This is a genomic window from Corynebacterium sp. UBA2622, from assembly GCF_002339505.1.
In the GTDB taxonomy this organism is placed as follows: domain Bacteria; phylum Actinomycetota; class Actinomycetes; order Mycobacteriales; family Mycobacteriaceae; genus Corynebacterium.
This window is the reverse complement of the sequence record NZ_DDJO01000009.1, coordinates 230,349-248,810: the sequence shown is the minus strand read 5'-3', so window position 1 is coordinate 248,810 and position 18,462 is coordinate 230,349. Positions and strand designations below refer to the sequence as shown.

Below are 18,462 nucleotides of genomic sequence, written 5' to 3'. Positions count from 1 at the left end.
AGTCCATCTTGCCGGAACCCCGCCGAACCCGCCACTATACGACGCTCCGCCGCCACCCCGGTGTGGATAACCGGGCGGTTTCCACAGAAGCGGGGTCCACAATCCCGGGCGCGCCGGGCGCGGGGAACCGCACCGGCGGCCCGTGCGTCTGAAACGACATGCTGAACTCACCGTTTTCCCCGGAGCACCTCACCGGGCCCTCCGACCTCATCGCCTGCTTGCCCGGCGTGCTGGGCTTCTATCCGCACGAATCTGTTGTCGTCCTCGGCCTGCACTCGGACACTGACCCGTCCTGCGTCACCCTCGGGCCTGTCCTGCGCGCGGACCTCACCCACGCCGCTGAACTGTGCGCGGCCCTGCGGGACCTGCCGGCTGAGGGGTGCATCGGCTACTACGCGCTCCTTGTCACCCGCATCCCCGATTCAGACCTCGCCCGCGAGGCGGGGGACGCCCTTTTCAACGCCGGGGATTCCGCGGGGTCCTCGCTCATCGACGCCTGCTGGACCGTCTCGGAGATCGCCACCGGCACCCCGTACCGCATCGTCTTCGGGCCGGGCCCCGGCGCGCTGGCCGCCGACCCGCTGGGCCCTCACTGGATTTCAGGGGCCGTCTCATCGGTAATGGGCTCACCCGCGATGAGGGCGCTGTTGGACAACGGAATCCTGCCCGAGCTGAACCGCGAGGACACCTTCAGCTACTTCGATGTCCTGGAACCCGCCGATGACGGGGAGCGGGACAGCTGGGAAGCCCTCGGGCGCCTCGCCGTGAGCCGCGGCACAGACCTGCTGGCCCGCGTCGCTCAGGGGGACCGGGCCGCCGCTGCTGCGGCGGCTGAGGCCTGCCTCGTTCTCCATTCAGCGCCGGCGCGCCCCCTGGTCTCCCCGTGGGAGGGGGCCGAAACACGCGATCTGCTTGGCGAGGAGGATGACCGTCTCGCTCTGGCCACCATGCTTTCCCGCAGCATGCTGAGGGACCGTCTGCTCAACGATGCCCTGACCTTCCCGTTGCCCGCGGCGCACGCGCTCCTGTGCGTGGCCAAGACGTTCACCGGGGTTATCCGGGCCAACGCCCTCAGCATCTGGGCGGTTATCGCCGTCGACCGTGGGTTGACACCCTGGGCTGTCGCGGCCCTGACGGTTGCGCAGACGGAGCTTCCGGGCCACAACCTGTCCGGGGTGCTCCTCAGCCTCGTGCGCACGGGCCACCACGAAAAGCTGACCGAGGCAGCCCGCCTGGGATGCGATGCGGCGTGGGCGGGGGATGCCGGGCTGGAGGCCAGCTAGCGTCGCGGTGCGGAGTGGGATCGCTCGCCGAGCTCCGTGGTGAACGCCCACGCGTCCTCGACGATGGTGCGCAGGTTTGTGCGCGCCGGGTTCCACCCGAGCTCGGAGCGGATCTTCTCGGAGGATGCGACGAGCACCGCCGGGTCGCCCGCGCGCCGGGGCGCCACCTCCGCGGGTATGTCGTGGCCGGTGACCTCCCGGCAGGTCTCGATCACCTCGCGCACCGAGTAACCGTCGCCAGAGCCGAGGTTGAAGATCCGGTGCTCGCCCGCCCGGTTTGTCTCGAGCGCGAGGCGGTGGGCGTCGGCGAGATCTGCCACGTGTATGTAATCGCGCACGCACGTGCCGTCCGGGGTGGGCCAGTCGTCGCCGAAGATCATGATCTTTTCGCGGTAACCAAGCGCCACCTGCAGGATAAGTGGTATGAGGTGGGTTTCCGTTTTGTGGTTCTCCCCGGCCCGGCCGTGGGCTCCGGCGACGTTGAAGTAGCGCAGGCTCGTCGCTCCCAGGCCGTACGCGGCGCAGTAGGACGCGATGGCGTAGTCGATGGAGAGCTTCGTCGCCCCGTAGGTGTTGGTGGGGCGGGTGGGGGAATCCTCCGTGATGGGCACCTGCTCCGGCTCGCCGTAGGTCGCGGCCGTGGAGGAGAACACGAGGTTGGTCACCTCGTGGGCCCGCATGGCGTCGAGAAGCTTCAGCGAGACGAGGAGGTTGTCGCGCCAGTACTCGTCGGGGACCTCCATCGATTCTCCCACGAGCGAGCGCGCGGCGAAGTGGATCACGCCGTCGTAGTGCTGCTGCGAGAGGACATCATCGATGACGTCCGTGATGCTTCCCTCCACCAGCCGGGCCCGCTCGGGCACGGCGTCGCGGTTGCCGGTGGAGAAGTCATCAATGATCGTGACATCGTGCCCGGCATCGAGGAGGACCGTCGCGCAGACGCTGCCGACGTAGCCGGCACCGCCGGTGACCAGTAGGTTCATAGTCGTCCCCGGTCCTACGAGGCGGCCGACACGCGCAGCGCGTGGGTGAGGTCCTCGCGCAACAGGACGCGCGTGCCATCCTCGGTGGTGAGGGAGATGCCACCCTCTTCGGGTGCCCCGTCGATGGTCACGACGGAGCCCACGCCGATGCCGGCCTTGTTCAGGGCGGCAAACTGTCCGTGATCGAGCTGGAGGATCTCGCTCATCTGCACGATGCTGACGCGCGCGGGCGTACGCAGGGAGAGGTCACAGGCGCGCTCACCCAGCTCGAGCCCGTCCGGGGCATCGATGCCCAGCTCGGAAAGGGCGGGAATGGGGTTGCCGAAGGGTGAGCGGTAGGGCGAGTCCAGGACGGCGACCACCCGCTTCTCCACCTCCTCGCTCATGACGTGCTCCCAGCGGCACGCCTCCTCGTGGACCTGCTCGAGGTCGAGCTGGAGGACGTCGGTGAGGAGTCGCTCGGCGAGCCGGTGCTTGCGCATGACGGCGGTGGCCCGCTCCCGTCCGCTCTCGGTAAGGGAGAGGGAGCGGTCGTCCTCCACGACCATGAGGCCGGCGCGCTCCATGCGGGCGACGGTCTGCGAGACGGTCGGGCCCGACTGGTCGAGACGCTCGGCGATGCGCGCGCGGAGGGGGATGATCCCCTCCTCCTCAAGCTCGTACACGGTGCGGAGATACATTTCGGTGGTGTCTACAAGGTCGCGCACGTTTTTCCATCCTTACCTAACAACGCAATTCCCGGTGCCCAGCCACCACAGTGCGGCGCATGGGCCCAGGTAGGCTCACATTCCCGCCTAAAAAAGAAAAAGCACAGCTCATCATAGTTTAGTCAAACCACGATGGCGGTGCTTTCAGCCCACCAGTTGGCGGCCGAGCCGGGCCGCGCCCGCGACGAGCCCCGGGCTACAGGGCGTAGTCGCGCAGGCGCTCCGCGCGGTCGCCCACGCGCAGCTTGGCCATGACCTCCCGCTCGATCTGGCGCACCCGCTCGCGGGACAGGCCGAACTGGCGGCCGATCTGATCCAGGGTGCGGGGCACGCCGTCGTCAAGCCCGTAGCGCAGGCGGATGACGTCCTGCTCGCGCTCCTCGAGCCCGTTGATGATGTCCTGGATGTCGTCGTGGCGCAGGGTGGACACGACGGCATCCTCGGCGTCGGTGGCCTCGGCGTCCTCGATGAAGTCACCCAGCGGGGCCTCCTCATCGGCGCCGACGGGCATGTCCAGGCTGACGGGGTCACGCGACTGGCGCAGAAGCATCTCGATCTTGGACTCGTCGATGCCGGACTCCTCCGAGAGCTCCTCGTTGGTGGGTTCGCGGCCGAGGGACTGGTACATCTCGCGGCGGATGCGGGAGAGCTTGTTCACCTGCTCCACCAGGTGGACGGGGAGGCGGATCGTGCGCGACTGGTCGGCCATCCCGCGGGTGATGGCCTGACGAATCCACCAGGTCGCATAGGTGGAGAACTTGAATCCCTTGGAGTAGTCGAACTTCTCCATGGCGCGGATCAGGCCGAGGTTGCCCTCCTGGATGAGGTCGAGGAGCGGCATGCCGCGGCCGGTGTAGCGCTTGGCCAGGGACACGACCAGGCGCAGGTTCGCCTCCAGGAGGTGGGCGCGCGCCTTGCGGCCCTGCTTCGCGAGGATTTTGTAATCCCGCTTCTGCGCGCGCGTCAGTGTGACCTCGGTGTCATCGAGCAGGTGCTGAGCGTACAGGCCCACCTCGATCTGCTGCGCGAGCTCCACCTCTTCCTCGGCGTCCAGCAGCGCGGTCTTGCCAATTCCGTTCAGGTACACGCGAACGAGGTCGGCGGAGGGGTTGTCGTTCGTCTGGTTTCGGCGACTACCGCGGTCGACCGGCTCCTCGGTCTCGACTGCTGGGGCATGATCCGGTTGCGTCATGTAAGCGTGCCTCCTAAAACGGTGGGTGTCTATGGAGCCAACGCCCGGGCCCGCCGTTTTGTTCCCGGTTCGGTGCCGTGGAGCCCTACGTCTCCACGATGACGGTGAAGGGGCCCTCGTTGACGCTTGCCACCTTCATCATCGCGCCGAAGCGGCCCTGCTCGACACGGATCCCGCGGCCTCGAAGCTCCCCGGCGATCGCTTCGATGACAGGCTCCGCCACCTCCCCCGGGGCGGCGTCCGACCACGACGGCCTGCGCCCTTTCGCGGTGCGCCCCATGAGGGTGAACTGGCTGACCAGCAGAACCGGCGCCCCGGCCTCCTCCACGGAGCGCTCCCCGTCGAGGATGCGCAGCTCGGCGATCTTTCGCGCGACGGTGCGCCAGTCCGCCTCCGCATCCCCGCGCGCGACGCCGACGAGGGCGAGGACACCACCGGTCGCTGCGCAGTCGATCGAGCCGACGACCTCCCCGTCGACGGTGACGGAGGCATTCGAGACGCGTGTGAGAACTGCCTTCATGGTGGGTGGTCCTTCCTTTCGGGTGCGGGCCCCGCTACGCGACGACCTCGGCGATGTCGGCGGGGACGACGATGCCGTGCCGGACGAGGTCGACCACGGCGGATGCCGCCGACGCGGCCAAATCGGCGTCGCCGCCCCCGGTTTCACCGCCCGTGGAGGCGGCCCACAGGTCCACGATGTCACCCAGTGCGAGCCCCTGCGGGTGCAGTCCGGCGACGATGGAGCGGAGGCCGGCATCGATCTCGTGGCTGAACCGTGGCCCGTCAGTGCGGCTCAGGCGCGTGACCCGGGGTGAGAACCCCATGCCGGCGTCCGTGTCGGCGACGCTGACCTCCTCCAGGGCGACGCCGGGGCGGAGCAGGAAGCGGGAGCCGAGAATGTCGTCGGTGGAGGCGTCGCGAAGCCACGCGACGCGCTCGAAATACTCCGCGACCTCGGGTGCGAGGGGGTCGGTGAAGGGGTGGGAGAGTTCCTCGGCGGTGATTTCGCTGGGGGCGTCGCCGATGTCGCGGAGGAAAACCCAGCCGAAGCCGATGGCGCGCACTCCCTCGTCGCGGAAGTGGCGCAGCCAGCGCACCGTGCGCTCGATGCCCTCCCGCGAGCGGGGGTCGATGGATTCGTCGCGGAGCCAGGTGGAGACGTACATGCCGGGGTCGACAACATCGCGCTGCAGGACCCAGGCGGACACACCCGTCGGGGGAAGCCAGGAGGCCACCCTGTGCTGCCACGCCTCGTCCGCCTTGTGCACCCACGCGCCGAGGATGTGCGCGGTGCCGCCCGGAGCGAGGTGGGCGGGAGAGTCCCCGACGACGAGCTCCGTGGCGCCGTCGAGCGACAAACCCGAGTCGCGGTAGACGTGGCCCACCTCGGGCAGCCCGACGACGAAGGGCGGGTTGGCCACGATCCGGTCGAAGCGTTCACCCTTGACCGGGTCGAACCACGCTCCCTCCCGCAGCTCGACGTTGCCGATGCCGTTGGCGGCCAGGTTCGCCTCCGCCAGGTCCAGCGCCCGGCGGTGCACGTCGGTGCCCACGACCCGCGCCGCGAAACCAGACTGCGCGATGGCCTGCACCCCGGATCCCGTTCCCAGGTCCAGAACCGTTTCCACGGGCGAGCACGGCGAGGCCGAGAGCAGCGACAGCGATGCGGCTCCGACACCGAGGACGTGGTCGGGGCCCGGCACGTGGGCGGTGGTGGAGGCGTCGAGGTCGGAGAGGATGATCCGGTTCTCCCCGGCGAGGACGTGGGGGCGCACGTCGAGGGCGACCCGGACCTCGCCGGAGGGGAGCTCGGCGGCGACGGAGGCGTCGAGTAGCGAAAGAGCCAGGCGGGGGGAGAGGAGCTCGGCGATCGTCTCGACGCTCATGGGCTCGCGCAGGAGTAAGAAGCGGATCAGACCGGAGAGCCGCGACCCGTCGTCGCACGCGGCGTGGACAACACCGGGCTCACCCCGGTAGAGCGCCTCGGTGGTATCCGGGCCGAGGTGGGCGGCGATGCCCTCGTTGGTGAAGTGCGCCTCGGCGAGCGCGCGGCTCAGGGCGGCGGCGGTGGCGGGCAGGGTCGGCGCCTCGTTCACGCACAGCTCCTTCGGGGTGGGGTTATTCGTCGTGGTCGATGATGGTGGGCATGTTGCCAGCGGCTGGCCCGCCCGAACCGATCTCGCGGCGGCGCGCCGTCTCCAGGCGCTGCTGCTCCCGGGCGGCGGCTGGCTTGTAGACGTTGCGCGAGCGCACGTCGCGCTTCTCGCCCTGACCGTTGCCGATCATCACCGCGATCCACGGCAGCGGCACCGAGATGACGAAGAGGATGCTGGCCAGCCACCAGTTGGAAAGGTACCAGGCGGAGAAGATGGACAGGAGGATGAAGGGGAAGCGCAGCATCTGCAGCACCATGTAGGTGCGCTCCCGGCTGCGGATGTTCTGCTCCGGGCTGCGGCGGGCGTCCGTGATGAGGGCCTTCGTGGAGCGTCGTCCGAGGCGTCTCTTGTGCGGCACGGCGTCTGCGTCGACGTCGACCGTGGTGGCGTCGCCGTCCGGGCGCGGGCCCGGGTTGTGCGCTGTGCTCATGTCCACCGAGCGTAGCGCCTGCGCAAAACCCCGGCTTAATTTCTCGCCTGGATTGGGGCAATATAGGGGGCGTGAATACGACGACGAAAACCCTTGAGCGCCCCGATTTGAGGGAGGACACCTCGTCAACCACCGACGACGGAACCCCCAAGTTTTTCCACTACGTGAAGAAGGACCAGATCGTCGACTCCGCCGTCTCCGGGAAGATGGTCGTCGCCCTGTGCGGGGAGACATTCCCCGTGAAGAAGCAGGCCAAGCCGGGTTCGCCGGTGTGCCCCGACTGCGAGCGGATCTACAAGGGGCTGCGTCGTAAGTGACCCAGCCCTCCACCGGGCCTTCGCTGCGAAAATGGCAGCAGGAGGCCTTTGATTCGTTTATGGCCACCAAGCCGCGCGACTTCCTCGCCGTGGCAACCCCGGGCGCCGGCAAGACCACCTTCGCCCTCACCCTCGCCAGCGCGCTCGTGGCGGACCGCAGCGTGCAGCGCATCATCGTCGTCGTGCCCACGGAGCACCTGAAGCACCAGTGGTCGGGGGCGGCGAAGCGCTTCGGGCTCTCGCTCGACCCGACGTTCACCAACGCCTCCGCGGTGAACCCGGCCTTCGACGGCATCGTGGTCACCTACGCCCAGGTGGGTATGCACCCGTTCAAGCACCGCGCCGTGGCGTCGGCGCGGCGCACGCTCGTCATCCTCGACGAGATCCACCACGCCGGTGACTCGAAGAGCTGGGGCGACGGCGTGCGCGAGGCCTACGACGACGTCCAGCACCGGCTCGCCCTGACCGGCACGCCGTTCCGTTCCGACGATTCCGCGATTCCCTTCGTGCGCTACGAGGAGGACGGGGAGGGCCACCGGGTCAGCCGGTCCGACTACACCTACGGCTACTCGCACGCGCTTGCCGACGGCGTCGTCCGCCCCGTCGTCTTCCTGGCCTATTCGGGCCAGGCGCAGTGGAAGGACTCCGCGGGGGAGGAGTACACGGCCCGCCTCGGTGAACCCCTCAACGCCGAGCAGACGGCCCGGGCGTGGAAGACCGCGCTGGACCCGAAGGGCGACTGGATTGCGGCGGTGCTGCAGGCGGCGCACACCAGGCTGCTCAAGATCCGCGCGCACATGCCCGACGCCGGCGGGCTGGTCATCGCGACCGACAAGACGACCGCCCGCGCCTATGCGCGCATCCTGGCCAAGCTCAGCTCCACCCCGGTGACGGTGGTGCTCTCGGACGAGGAGGGGGCGTCCGACCGGATCGACGAGTTCTCGGCGTCGACGAGCGAGTGGATGGTTGCCGTGCGCATGGTCTCCGAGGGCGTCGATGTCCCGCGCCTGGCCGTGGGGGTCTACGCCACCTCCGCGTCCACCCCGCTGTTCTTTGCGCAGGCCATCGGGCGCTTCGTGCGCTCGCGCCGACCGGGCGAGTCCGCCTCGGTGTTCCTCCCGTCGGTTCCGGTGCTGCTCCGACTGGCGGAGGAGATGGAGGTCTCGCGCGACCACGTGCTGGGCAAACCCCACCGCGAGTCCGGCTGGTCGGATGAGCTGCTCGAGCAGGCGGCCCGGACGCAGAACGAGCCCGACGAGATCTCCCCCTACGAGTCCATTGGCGCCTCCGCCGAGCTCGACTCCCTCATCTTCGACGGTTCCACCTACGGCACCGCCACCGTGGCCGGTTCGGCGGAGGAGCAGGACTTCCTCGGCCTGCCCGGGCTGCTGGACGCCGAGCAGGTGAAGCTGCTGCTGCGCAAGAGGCAGAGCGAGCAGCTCGATGCTCGCGACGCGGCACTTCGGGCGCGCCAGGAGGCGGAGCGGGAGGCCGCGGCCGCGCGGGGCGCGGGCGCCTCCGGCTCCGCGGGCGGCAAGGTTGCCGTCGACGAAATCGCCGACCTGCGCCGGGAGCTCAACGCCCGGGTGTCGATCGTGGCAGGCAAATCCGGCCGCCCGCACGGCGCCATCCACACCGAGGTGCGCAAGGCGTGCGGCGGCCCGCCCACGGCGTTGTGCAACGCCGAGCAGCTGCGGGACCGGATCGCGTACCTGCGGGACTGGTAGACGGGTGGGGTGCCGGTAATCTTCGGGCCCCGATCAGACGGCCACCACCCCGGCATGCGCGAAAGGGCCGGAACACCGGTTTCCGGCCCCGCCGGTCGTTCTGGCGCGATAGTTGCCCCTTCGCGGCCCCGGGGCCAGGAGCCTAATCCAGGTAGTCGCGCAGCACCTGGGAGCGCGAGGGGTGGCGCAGCTTGGACATCGTCTTCGACTCAATCTGGCGGATGCGCTCGCGGGTGACCCCGTAGACCTGGCCGATCTCGTCCAGGGTGCGCGGCATGCCGTCGGTCAGGCCGAAGCGCAGGCGCACGACACCGGCCTCGCGCTCGGAGAGCGTGTGCAGCACGTCCTGCAGCTGATCCTGCAACAGGGTGAAGGAAACTGCGTCGACGGCCACGACTGCTTCGGAGTCCTCGATGAAGTCCCCGAGCTGGCTGTCACCCTCGTCGCCGATGGTCTGGTCGAGGGAGATGGGCTCGCGGGCGTACTGCTGGATCTCGAGGACCTTCTCCTCGGTGATGTCCATCTCCTTGGCCAGCTCCTGCGGGGTTGGCTCGCGGCCGAGATCCTGCAGCAGCTCGCGCTGGATGCGCCCGAGCTTGTTGATCACCTCCACCATGTGCACCGGGATGCGGATGGTGCGGGCCTGGTCCGCCATGGCGCGGGTGATGGCCTGGCGGATCCACCAGGTGGCGTAGGTGGAGAACTTGTAGCCCTTGGAGTAGTCGAACTTTTCCACGGCCCGGATCAGGCCCAGGTTGCCCTCCTGGATGAGGTCCAGGAACGCCATGCCGCGGCCGGTGTAGCGCTTGGCCAGGGAGACCACGAGTCGCAGGTTGGCCTCGAGCAGGTGGTTCTTCGCCTTGCGGCCGTCGCGGGCGACGGCGCGCAGGTCACGTTTGACGGCGGGGGTGAGCTTGGCGTCCTTGTCACCCTCTGCGGCGGCGCGCTCCATCTCGTCGAGGCGGTGCTGCGCATACAGGCCGGCCTCGATGCGCTTGGCCAGGGAGACCTCCTGCTCGGCGTCGAGAAGCGCGACCTTGCCGATCTGCTTGAGGTACGCGCGCACGGAGTCTGCGGAAGCGGTGAGCTGGGCATCCTTGCGGGCCTGGCGCAGCGCCGCGGATTCCTCAATGTCCCAGACGGAGGAGCCGTCGTCGGCCTCCTCCTCGTCTTCCTCATCATCCTCGACGTCGGTGATGGTCTCGTCCTCGATGGCTTCGTCGCCGATCTCCTCGTCGTCGGCGAGGGCGTCGTCGAAGTCCTCGTTGACCTCGTCCACGTCGTCGGGGATGAGGGTGGCCAGGTCATCGTCCCCGGCGGAATCCGCGAGTGGGAGCTCGGTGTCCACCTCGGCGGCGGCATCGGCGGGGGCGGTCGCCTTCTTCGCGGCGGTCTTCTTCACCGTCTTTTTGGCGGACTTCCTCACGGCCTTTTTGGCTGTCTTCTTGACCGTCTTCTTCGCCGCCTTCTTGGCGGTTTTCTTTGCCGTCTTCCTGGCGGGCCTGGCCGCGCCACCCCCCGTTTCAGAGGTCGCTTCAGCCGCCGCGGACTCGGGTGCGACACCGCCGGCCTCGGCGGTCGCCGAGCTGTCGACGGTGTTCTTTCCGGAGGTTTCGCTGGTTGCCACGTACGCCCTTTCGCCTTGACGGTACTTAACGTTCCGCATTCTTAGACAACCCAGAGTACGTAAAGAGGGTTGCTTTTTCATGACCGACATGTATAACGGCCGCGGCAAAAGGGCTATTCCGGGCGGGTCCGCGCCTTCGGTGGAACAGCGGTGCCGCGAGGCCTGTCCGAGTTCGACGCACCACCGTACCCGATAACGGCGCGGGCCCGCTTATCGACGTCCCTACGGCGCCACGTGCTTCACCGCCGCCATCGCTGCGCCGACGATGCCCGCCCGGTTGCGCAGATGGGCGGGGACGACGGGCGTGGAGACGTCGAGAAGCGGAATCCACTTCTCCGCCTTGCGCGAGATCCCCCCGCCGACGATGAAGGCGGAGGGGTTGAAGAGGCGCTCGTATTCCCGCAGGACCTTCTGGACCCGCTGCGCCCATTCGGGGTACTTCAGCCCCTCGCGGTCCTTCACGGCGGAGGAGGCGATGTGCTCGGCCTCCTCGCCGTCGACGATCATGTGGCCCAGCTCGGTGTTGGGGAACAGCTCGCCGTCGGTAAAGAACGCGGAGCCGATGCCGGTGCCGAAGGTGAGGAAGATGATCGCCCCCTCCCGCGCGGTGTCCTCCCCGTGCGCGACCTCGGCGAGGCCGGCGGCGTCTGCGTCGTTGAGCACAGCGATGTAGCGCTCCCCGAGGTGGCGGGCGAACAGCTCGTGGACGTTCGTGCCCACCCACGAGGGATCGATGTTGGCCGCGGTCATGGCCACCTGGTCGCGGATCACGGAGGGGAGGGTGATTCCGACGGGACCCTCCCAGCCGGCGTCGCGCAGCATCTGCGCCACCGCTTCGGCGATTGCGTCCGGGGTGGCGGGCTGCGGGGTCGGGACCTTCAGCCGCTCGCCTATGAACTCTCCCGTGGCAAGGTCCACCACGGCCCCCTTTATGCCGGATCCTCCCACGTCGATGCCGAAGGCGGTGTCGGTGGAGGAAGCTGCGGGGGAGGGGGTGGCCTGAGTCATGGACGCAAGCATACAAAAGGGGCCGGACACCGGCCGGGTGAGCGCCGCGGCGTGCGGGCACCGGCCGGGCGGGGCACCATGGTGGGCATGATCAATGACACCGGCACCGGTACCCGCGCACGTCCCCTCCCGAGCCCGGGCGAGCTGAGGGACCTGTGCACCTCCATCGTCTCCGAGGCTGCCCGCCTCGTGGCGCGGCAGCGGGCCGCCTACGTCGCCGGCGGGGAGGGGATCCCGCGGGAGACCAAGTCCAGCGAGGTCGACCCTGTCACGGCTGTCGACCGGGCCGCCGAGCAACTCATCGTCGCGCGGCTTGGTGAGCTGCGGCCCCGCGACGGCATCCTCGGGGAGGAGGGGGCGGACAAGCCGTCCCTCACCGGGGTGCAGTGGATCGTCGATCCGATCGACGGCACGGTCAACTTCCTCTACGGCCTGCCCGCCTACGCCATCTCCGTTGCCGCGGCGGTGGAGGGGGTTGTGGTGGCCGGCGCCGTGCAGAACGTGGCGACGGGTGAGCTGTACTCCGCCGCCCTCGGAGAGGGGGCCACGGTTTTTCGGGGCGGGCGGGTGACCCCGCTGCAGGCCTCGGCGGAGACGGAGACGGCGCGCGCCCTGGTGGCGACGGGGTTCTCGTACTCCTCGGCGTGGCGGGCGCGCCAGGCGGAGATTCTGGCCGGCGTGCTGCCGGAGGTGAGGGACATCCGGCGGATGGGTTCCGCCGCACTGGATCTCTGCGCAGTTGCCGAGGGGAGGGTCGACGCGTACTACGAGCACGGCACACACCCGTGGGACTGGGCGGCCGGCGCGATCATCGCCGCGGAGGCGGGGGTTGTCGTGCACCACCCGGGCGTCGAGTCGAAGGGGGAGGAGGGGGAGATTGTCACGGCTGGCGCGCCGGGCGTCGCGGCTACGTTTTCGGAGCTGCTGGGGGTCGCCGGGGCGCTCTCCCCGCTGGCCCGGTGAGGCCGCCCCGGCCCACGCCGCGGCGGGGTAAAGCAACGCTTGACCTGGAAAGATGACAGGCAGGGCCCGATCCTTTACTATTCCGCTGAAAAGCGTACAACCACGGCCGGTTTCCGCAGGTTGCGAAAGCGGTGCACAAGCAACAGAGCTTTGCTCGAAGGAGAGTCAGGATGGCTACCGATTACGACGCGCCGCGTCGCCGCATGGATGACGAGATCGAGACCGACTCGCTCGAGGGCCTGAAGGCCGCCGAGGTTGCCGGCAGCAGCATGGATGACGACGGCGAGATCGTCGACTCCTTCGAAATTCCCGCCCCCGACCTTTCCGGTGAGGAGCTCAACGTCACCGTCGTCCCCCGCCAGGAGGACGAATTCACCTGCGCATCCTGCTTCCTCGTGCAGAAGAAGAACCGTCTCGCCTACACCGAGCCGGACGGCAGCATGGTCTGCCTGGACTGCGAATAGCGGCGGGGAACGGCGAAACGGAGGGTGAATGCGCACCCTCCGTTTTTTCGTGCCGGCCCCGGCGGTGCCGCGCTAGCCGTGGTGGCCGGGCAGGAAGGCGTCGAGAAGTTCGTGCGGGTTTTTTGAGGCGATGAGCCAGTAGGGGGTCGGGTCCTCCGGGTCGTCGAGGACGAGCAGGACGTGCTCCTTGACCCAGCCGTGGGAGACGAGGAACGCCGCGGGGTCGAGCTGGCGGCCGAGCGCGTTGCGCCGCGCGGAGGCCGGGACGGCCATGGAGCGGGAGACAACGGTGGCGGGGAGGTTCGCTTCGTCCACGAGAAGCCAACGGGAGCCGTCCGCGTCCTGCTCGACGCGGACCTCTGTTCGCGACAGCCACATCAGGTACCACCCCACGAGCGCTCCGATGACGATCAGCGGGATGACGAACCACCAGACGTTCCGGTTGAGGGCGAACTGACCCGACAGCAGGAGCACCAGGCCCGCACCGGCGAGCCACATGTACCACGGGGCCCACTGGCGCTCGCGGTAGAGAACCGTGGGAGTCGTCCCGGGGTTTCCAGCCCCCGACGGGTCCGGGTGTGCGCCGGTCTCGTCCACGTCTCCGCCCTTCCTCGCAGCGTTATCCATCACCGATCCAACTTTAGTTCAGGGGTGCGGGAAGGGGAGCATCACGGCGGGATCGGCGCCGGGGCACCCGGTGGGCCGGACCGGGCAGGTGCCGTAACCTTGTCCGCGTGACTAGCCACGAACACCCCGAATCCCCGTCCGCTTCCCCGGGCCCCTCCGCCGGGATGACCCCCGTGCCGTTGAAGCGCCTCGACCCGGGTCTTCCGCTGCCCAGGCGCGCGCACGCCGGGGATGCGGGGGTTGATCTGTACTCCACCGAGGACATCGAGCTCGCGCCGGGGCAGCGTGCGCTGGTGGCTACCGGGATTGCCGTCGCCCTGCCGATGGGGACCGTGGGCCTGATCCACCCGCGCTCCGGTCTGGCGGCAAAGCATGGCTTGAGCATCGTGAACACGCCCGGGACCATCGATGCCCAGTACCGCGGTGAGCTCAAGGTCTGCCTTCTCAACACCGATCGTGAGACCCCGATCGCCATCACCCGGGGCATGCGCATCGCGCAGCTGGTGGTGCAGAAGGTCGAGCTGGTCGACTTCGTCGAGGTCGACGAGCTGGATGAAACGGAGCGCGGGGCCGGGGGGTACGGCTCGACCGGCACGCACTGAGCGAGATAACGCTGCGGCTCCGCGTGCTGCGTTGGAGGCGGTTACAGTCGGTGGGGACAAAAACAGACAGTGATGTCCCCGCCGCGCGACCGTCCCACTGTGAACGTGGGGGCGCGCGGGGTCGAGGAAAGGTGATTCGCCATGGCCATGTGGCCGTTCGGAAAGAACAAGGACAACTCCGGCGCGGCAGCCCCCGCGGAGCCGGCCGATCAACCGGCCCGCCGTGCGGATGCCGACGCCGAAGTGACGGCGGGGGACGCCGTCACCGGGCCCGCCGCGGTGGCGGAAACCACGGGCGGGACGGAAACAACCCCTGCCGAGGGACCCGTTGCGGTGGAGCACGACGCGGTCAATGGCAGCACCGGCCCGTTCGACGGTGACTCCGTGGACATCGAGGAGTTCGATTTCAGCGACTTCTCCCAGGTCATCCTCAACCTGAGCTCGATGCGCATTCCGCTGCCGAAGGAATCCCAGGTGCAGGTGGAGATGTCCGAGGCGGGGCCGAAGATGGTTCACATCGTCACCCGCCACGGCCGCGCCACCCCGGTCGCTTTCGCTTCCCCCCGTACCGGCGGCATCTGGGAAAAATCAACCGAGGAGATTGCGGAGGGGATGCGCTCCGAGGGGATGCCCGTGACCTTCGAGACGGGTCCGTGGGGTCGGGAGGTCGTGGGCACCGGTGAAAACGGAGTGATCCGCATCATCGGGGTGGAGGGCCCGCGGTGGCTCTACCGCCTCACTCTCGCTGCCCCGACGGGCATGGAGGACGAGCTCGCCGCTCTCGGACGCGAGATGGTCGCGCGCAGCTTCATCTACCGCGGCTCCGATCCGATCCTCGCCGGAAACTCGCTCCCCGTCGTGCTGCCGGACCAGCTGGCGGCCCAGGTGCAGCAGGCGGTCCAGCAGCGGGCTCAGGAAGCACAGCAGGCCCAGCAGACCCAGCAGGCCCAGCAGGCTCAGCAGCAGCCGCCCGCCGCGGGCAGCCCCGACGCTCTCGGCGCGGCGCTGGAAAACCTCATGGATCAAACCCCCGAAGAAAAGTAGTCATGACTGAGAACGCCGCGATGAACCGCGGACAGGTAATCGAGCTCGACATCACGAGGATGGCCCACGGCGGTGAGGGCATCGGTTTCGCCCCGGACGGCCGGGTCGTCTTCGTCGGCGGCTCGCTGCCCGGTGAGAGGGTCCGCGCCGAGATCACCAGGGCGAAGAAGCGCTGGGCCCGGGCCAGGTTGGTGGAGGTGGCGGAGCCCTCGCCCCTGCGCGTGGAGCCCGCGTGCCCCGCGGCAGCGCGGGGTGCGGGGTGCTGCGACTTCAGCCACGTGGAGCCCTCCGCCCAGCTCGGCCTGAAGCACGAAGTCATCCTGGGCCAGCTCGGTGCCCTTGCGGGCCGCTCCGGCGTGCTCGACGGTTTCGACCCGAACCTCGAGCTGGCCGGGTGCCAGCTCCAGCCCACGGCCGGGTGGCGCACCCGCGTTCGCCTCGGTGTCGACACCCACGGCCGAGCCGGGACCCGCATGTCGCGTTCCAACGAGCTGGTCACCGGGGTGGCCTGTGCCCAGGCGGCGGAGGGACTCCTGGACGGCATCGTCGGGGAGGGGGCGCGTTCCTTCACCCCCGGTGCTGAGGTGGTCGCGGTGCTGGACAGTCGGGGGGAGCGCCACGTCGTGGAGACGACGCGGGCGCAGCGCGGTCGGCGCGTGGAGAGCATCGACACGGTCGTGGAGGGCACCGGCACCGTCACCCAGGACGTGGGCGGCCGCACCTTCACCTTCCCGGCCACCGCGTTCTGGCAGGCCCACGTCGAGGCCCCCGCGGCGTACGCGCGGATCGTCGAGAAGTGGGGCAGCGCCACCTACGCGCGCAGGGTGGGCTGGGACCTCTACGGCGGCGTGGGGGTGTTCGTGCCCTCCATCGATGCCGCCATCGGAGGCGGCCACGTCGATACCGTGGATTACTCTCCTGCGGCGAACACCCCACAGGAAGCCCTGGCCGGCCTCGACGTCGGGCGTCACAACCGCAAGGTGGAATCCGGTGTGGGCGATCTCGCCGCCCCGGGCCTCGTCGTGCTCGACCCGCCGCGTTCCGGGGCCGGTGAGGAGGTCGTGAACGCCGTCGCGGCCGCCGCACCGGAGCGCGTTATCCACGTGGGGTGCGACCCGGCCACCTTCGCGCGCGACCTCGGTACGTGGGGGGAAAGGGGATACCGCGTCACGCGCATGGAGCTTATCGACGCCTTCCCCGGCACCCACCACTTTGAAACCGTGGCCCTTCTCGCGCCCGCCGGAGCGGCCGCGACGGGCCGTGACAGCTACTGAACCGGCACTGTCGCCGAGTCTTTCCCGGCGGCCCGGCAGTGTAAACTGGCCGGATTAGGTGCAGGGCTGCGTCCCGGGCCGACCGACGCAAACGCCCGAGCCAACAATCGCCAAAAGGAGTGCGGAACTACTGTGGGATTGCTAGACACGATCGAGTCGCCGGCGGATCTGAAGGCGCTCTCCCTGGCCGAGCTCAGGGAACTGGCGGACGAGATCCGGGTGCTTCTCATCGAGAAGGTGTCCGCCACCGGCGGACACCTCGGCCCGAACCTGGGTGTGGTCGAGCTGACCATCGCGCTGCACTACGTGTTCGACTCGCCCGGGGAGCCGATCATCTTCGACACCTCGCACCAGTCCTACGTGCACAAGATTCTCACCGGCCGCGCCGGGCTCTTCGACACACTGCGCAAGAAGGACGGGTTGTCCGGGTACACCAGCCGCGCCGAGTCCGAGCATGACTGGACGGAATCCTCCCACGCTTCCGCGGCCCTGTCCTACGCCGACGGCCTGTCGAAGGCAAAGCGCCTGGCGGGGCTCGGCCACAAGAACGTAGTCGCCGTCGTGGGCGACGGAGCACTCACCGGCGGCATGTGCTGGGAGGCGCTGAACAACATCGCCGGCGGGGACCGCAACGTGGTCATCGTGGTCAACGACAACGGGCGGTCATACTCGCCGACCATCGGGGGCTTCGCCAACAACCTCACCCACCTGCGCAGCCAGCTCGCGGCGATCCGCATCCAGCCCGGTTACGACGAGGTCATGGAGTCCGGGAAGAAGACCCTGAAATCCATGGGTTGGGTGGGTGAGCGCGCCTTCGACGCGCTGCACGCGCTCAAGGAGGGTGTGAAGTACCAGGTGCTGCCCACGGAAATGTTCCCGGAGCTCGGCATGAAGTACGTCGGCCCCGTCGAGGGGCACGACCTGAAGGCCCTGACCAACGCGCTGAGTTACGCCCACAAGTACCAGGGCCCCGTGATCATCCACGTGGTCACGGAGAAGGGGCACGGCTTCGCCCCGGCGGTGAACAACATCGCCGACCAGATGCACTCCACCGGTGCCATCGACCCCGTCACCGGGGAGGCACTCACCGCCGCGGTCCCGGGGTGGACCTCCGTGTTCTCCGAGGAGCTCCTCCGCGCAGCGCACGAGCGCGACGATATCGTCGCCGTCACCGCGGCCATGGCGGGCCCCACGGGGCTAACGCCCTTCGGCGACAAGTTCCCGGAGCGCTTCTTCGACGTCGGGATCGCCGAGCAGCACGCCATCACCTCCGCGGCGGGGATGGCCCTCGGCGGGCTGCACCCCGTGGTGGCGATCTACTCCACCTTCCTCAACCGCGGCTTCGACCAGCTGCTCATGGATGTCGGCCTCCTCAACCAGCCCGTGACAATAGTCCTCGACCGGTCCGGGGTCACCGGTTCCGACGGTGCAAGCCACAACGGCGTGTGGGACCTGGCCATCACCTCCATCGTCCCCGGCATCCGCGTGGCCGCGCCGCGCGACCCCGCGCGCCTGCGCGAGGAATTCCGCGAGGCCATCTCCGACGAGACCGGTCCCACGGTCGTGCGCTTCCCCAAGGGCAACGTCGGCGCCGACATCGACGCCATCGAGCGGCTCCCCGGCGGTGTGGACGTGCTCGCCCGGCCGGAGGGTGTGGCGTCGGACAACGAGCTCGACGTGCTCGTCGTGGCCGTGGGCAGCTTCGCCGAGCAGGCCGTGAGCCTGGCCGCGCAGGTGAAGGACGGGGGCATTCGCACCACCGTGGTGGACCCGCGGTGGGTCATCCCCGTCAACCCGGAGCTGATTGACATGGCCGCGGGCGCGGACATGGTGGTCGTCTACGAGGACGGCGTGGTGCGCGGTGGAATCGGCTCCGCACTGGCCGAGGCGCTCTCGGCGGCCGAGGTGGACACGCCGGTGCGCAGCCTGGCCTTCCCGGACATCTTCCCGCCCCACGGCAGCCGCGCGGAGCTGTTGGAGGAATACGGTCTCGACGCCGCCAGCGCCGCCGGGAGCGTCCGCGCCTGGGCGGAGGCACTGGCCCGCGACTGAGCCGGG

At 69.1% G+C, this 18,462-nt stretch carries 18 protein-coding genes; 9 read left to right on the top strand and 9 right to left on the bottom strand.

Annotated features, from left to right (window positions below; genetic code table 11):
• The first annotated feature begins 158 nt into the window (after positions 1-158).
• Positions 159-1,283 carry a DUF4192 domain-containing protein gene (locus B3611_RS03820; RefSeq protein WP_291313739.1) on the top strand — a complete coding sequence of 375 codons (1,125 nt, stop codon included), beginning with the start codon at positions 159-161 and terminating at the stop codon, positions 1,281-1,283.
• On the opposite strand, the gene galE is transcribed toward B3611_RS03820, so the two are convergent.
• The 6 genes from galE to B3611_RS03790 all read right to left on the bottom strand — a co-directional run bounded on the left by galE (position 1,280) and on the right by B3611_RS03790 (position 6,751).
• Entirely contained in the window at positions 1,280-2,266 is a 987-nt protein-coding gene (galE, locus tag B3611_RS03815; RefSeq protein ID WP_291313738.1) for a UDP-glucose 4-epimerase GalE, read from the bottom strand. The two genes, B3611_RS03820 and galE, sit on opposite strands and share 4 nt — an antisense overlap.
• Positions 2,267-2,280: 14 nt before the next feature.
• Complete coding sequence (locus B3611_RS03810; RefSeq protein WP_291313737.1) at positions 2,281-2,973, bottom strand: metal-dependent transcriptional regulator; 693 nt, start codon at positions 2,971-2,973, stop codon at positions 2,281-2,283.
• A gap of 196 nt (positions 2,974-3,169) precedes the next feature.
• Positions 3,170-4,165 carry a sigma-70 family RNA polymerase sigma factor gene (locus B3611_RS03805; protein ID WP_291313736.1) on the bottom strand — a complete coding sequence of 332 codons (996 nt, stop codon included), beginning with the start codon at positions 4,163-4,165 and terminating at the stop codon, positions 3,170-3,172.
• A gap of 85 nt (positions 4,166-4,250) precedes the next feature.
• Complete coding sequence (dtd, locus tag B3611_RS03800) at positions 4,251-4,685, bottom strand: D-aminoacyl-tRNA deacylase (RefSeq protein ID WP_291313735.1); 435 nt, start codon at positions 4,683-4,685, stop codon at positions 4,251-4,253.
• Between the two features lie 34 nt (positions 4,686-4,719).
• Positions 4,720-6,261 (bottom strand): class I SAM-dependent methyltransferase, encoded by a 1,542-nt coding sequence (locus B3611_RS03795; protein ID WP_291313734.1) that lies wholly within the window; start codon positions 6,259-6,261, stop codon positions 4,720-4,722.
• 22 nt (positions 6,262-6,283) lie between these two features.
• The gene (locus tag B3611_RS03790; protein WP_291313733.1) at positions 6,284-6,751 is read right to left on the bottom strand and encodes a DUF3099 domain-containing protein; all 468 of its coding nucleotides are present in this window, start codon (positions 6,749-6,751) and stop codon (positions 6,284-6,286) included.
• A 62-nt stretch (positions 6,752-6,813) separates the two neighbouring features.
• Between B3611_RS03790 and B3611_RS03785 the strand changes: the two genes are divergently transcribed.
• A complete protein-coding gene (locus B3611_RS03785) occupies positions 6,814-7,068 on the top strand; it encodes a DUF3039 domain-containing protein (RefSeq protein WP_291313811.1) in 255 nt (84 codons plus the stop codon).
• A gap of 59 nt (positions 7,069-7,127) precedes the next feature.
• On the top strand, positions 7,128-8,795 hold the full coding sequence (locus tag B3611_RS03780) for a DEAD/DEAH box helicase (RefSeq protein ID WP_414646293.1): 1,668 nt from the start codon (positions 7,128-7,130) through the stop codon (positions 8,793-8,795).
• 142 nt (positions 8,796-8,937) lie between these two features.
• Here B3611_RS03780 and B3611_RS03775 read toward each other — a convergent pair whose 3' ends face one another.
• Positions 8,938-10,422, bottom strand: coding sequence for an RNA polymerase sigma factor (locus B3611_RS03775; protein WP_414646292.1), 1,485 nt, complete (start codon positions 10,420-10,422; stop codon positions 8,938-8,940).
• A gap of 222 nt (positions 10,423-10,644) precedes the next feature.
• Positions 10,645-11,430, bottom strand: a complete 786-nt coding sequence (gene ppgK, locus B3611_RS03770; protein ID WP_291313730.1) for a polyphosphate--glucose phosphotransferase — start codon at positions 11,428-11,430, stop codon at positions 10,645-10,647.
• A gap of 87 nt (positions 11,431-11,517) precedes the next feature.
• On the opposite strand from ppgK, the gene B3611_RS03765 reads away from it, so the two are divergent.
• The gene (locus B3611_RS03765) at positions 11,518-12,393 is read left to right on the top strand and encodes an inositol monophosphatase family protein (RefSeq protein WP_291313729.1); all 876 of its coding nucleotides are present in this window, start codon (positions 11,518-11,520) and stop codon (positions 12,391-12,393) included.
• Positions 12,394-12,563: 170 nt separating this feature from the next.
• Positions 12,564-12,857: a DUF4193 domain-containing protein gene (locus tag B3611_RS03760; RefSeq protein WP_291313728.1), complete on the top strand. Its 294-nt coding sequence runs from the start codon at positions 12,564-12,566 to the stop codon at positions 12,855-12,857.
• Between the two features lie 72 nt (positions 12,858-12,929).
• Here the strand turns inward: B3611_RS03760 and B3611_RS03755 are convergent, their stop codons facing one another.
• Complete coding sequence (locus tag B3611_RS03755; protein ID WP_291313810.1) at positions 12,930-13,484, bottom strand: DUF3093 domain-containing protein; 555 nt, start codon at positions 13,482-13,484, stop codon at positions 12,930-12,932.
• 164 nt (positions 13,485-13,648) lie between these two features.
• On the opposite strand from B3611_RS03755, the gene dut reads away from it, so the two are divergent.
• From dut to dxs, 4 genes are all read left to right on the top strand, one after another.
• Complete coding sequence (gene dut / locus B3611_RS03750) at positions 13,649-14,086, top strand: dUTP diphosphatase (protein WP_291313809.1); 438 nt, start codon at positions 13,649-13,651, stop codon at positions 14,084-14,086.
• A gap of 141 nt (positions 14,087-14,227) precedes the next feature.
• Positions 14,228-15,130: a DUF3710 domain-containing protein gene (locus tag B3611_RS03745; protein ID WP_291313727.1), complete on the top strand. Its 903-nt coding sequence runs from the start codon at positions 14,228-14,230 to the stop codon at positions 15,128-15,130.
• A 2-nt stretch (positions 15,131-15,132) separates the two neighbouring features.
• Positions 15,133-16,404 carry a class I SAM-dependent RNA methyltransferase gene (locus B3611_RS03740; protein WP_291313726.1) on the top strand — a complete coding sequence of 424 codons (1,272 nt, stop codon included), beginning with the start codon at positions 15,133-15,135 and terminating at the stop codon, positions 16,402-16,404.
• 132 nt (positions 16,405-16,536) lie between these two features.
• Positions 16,537-18,456, top strand: coding sequence for a 1-deoxy-D-xylulose-5-phosphate synthase (gene dxs / locus B3611_RS03735; protein WP_291313725.1), 1,920 nt, complete (start codon positions 16,537-16,539; stop codon positions 18,454-18,456).
• Positions 18,457-18,462: the final 6 nt, after the last annotated feature.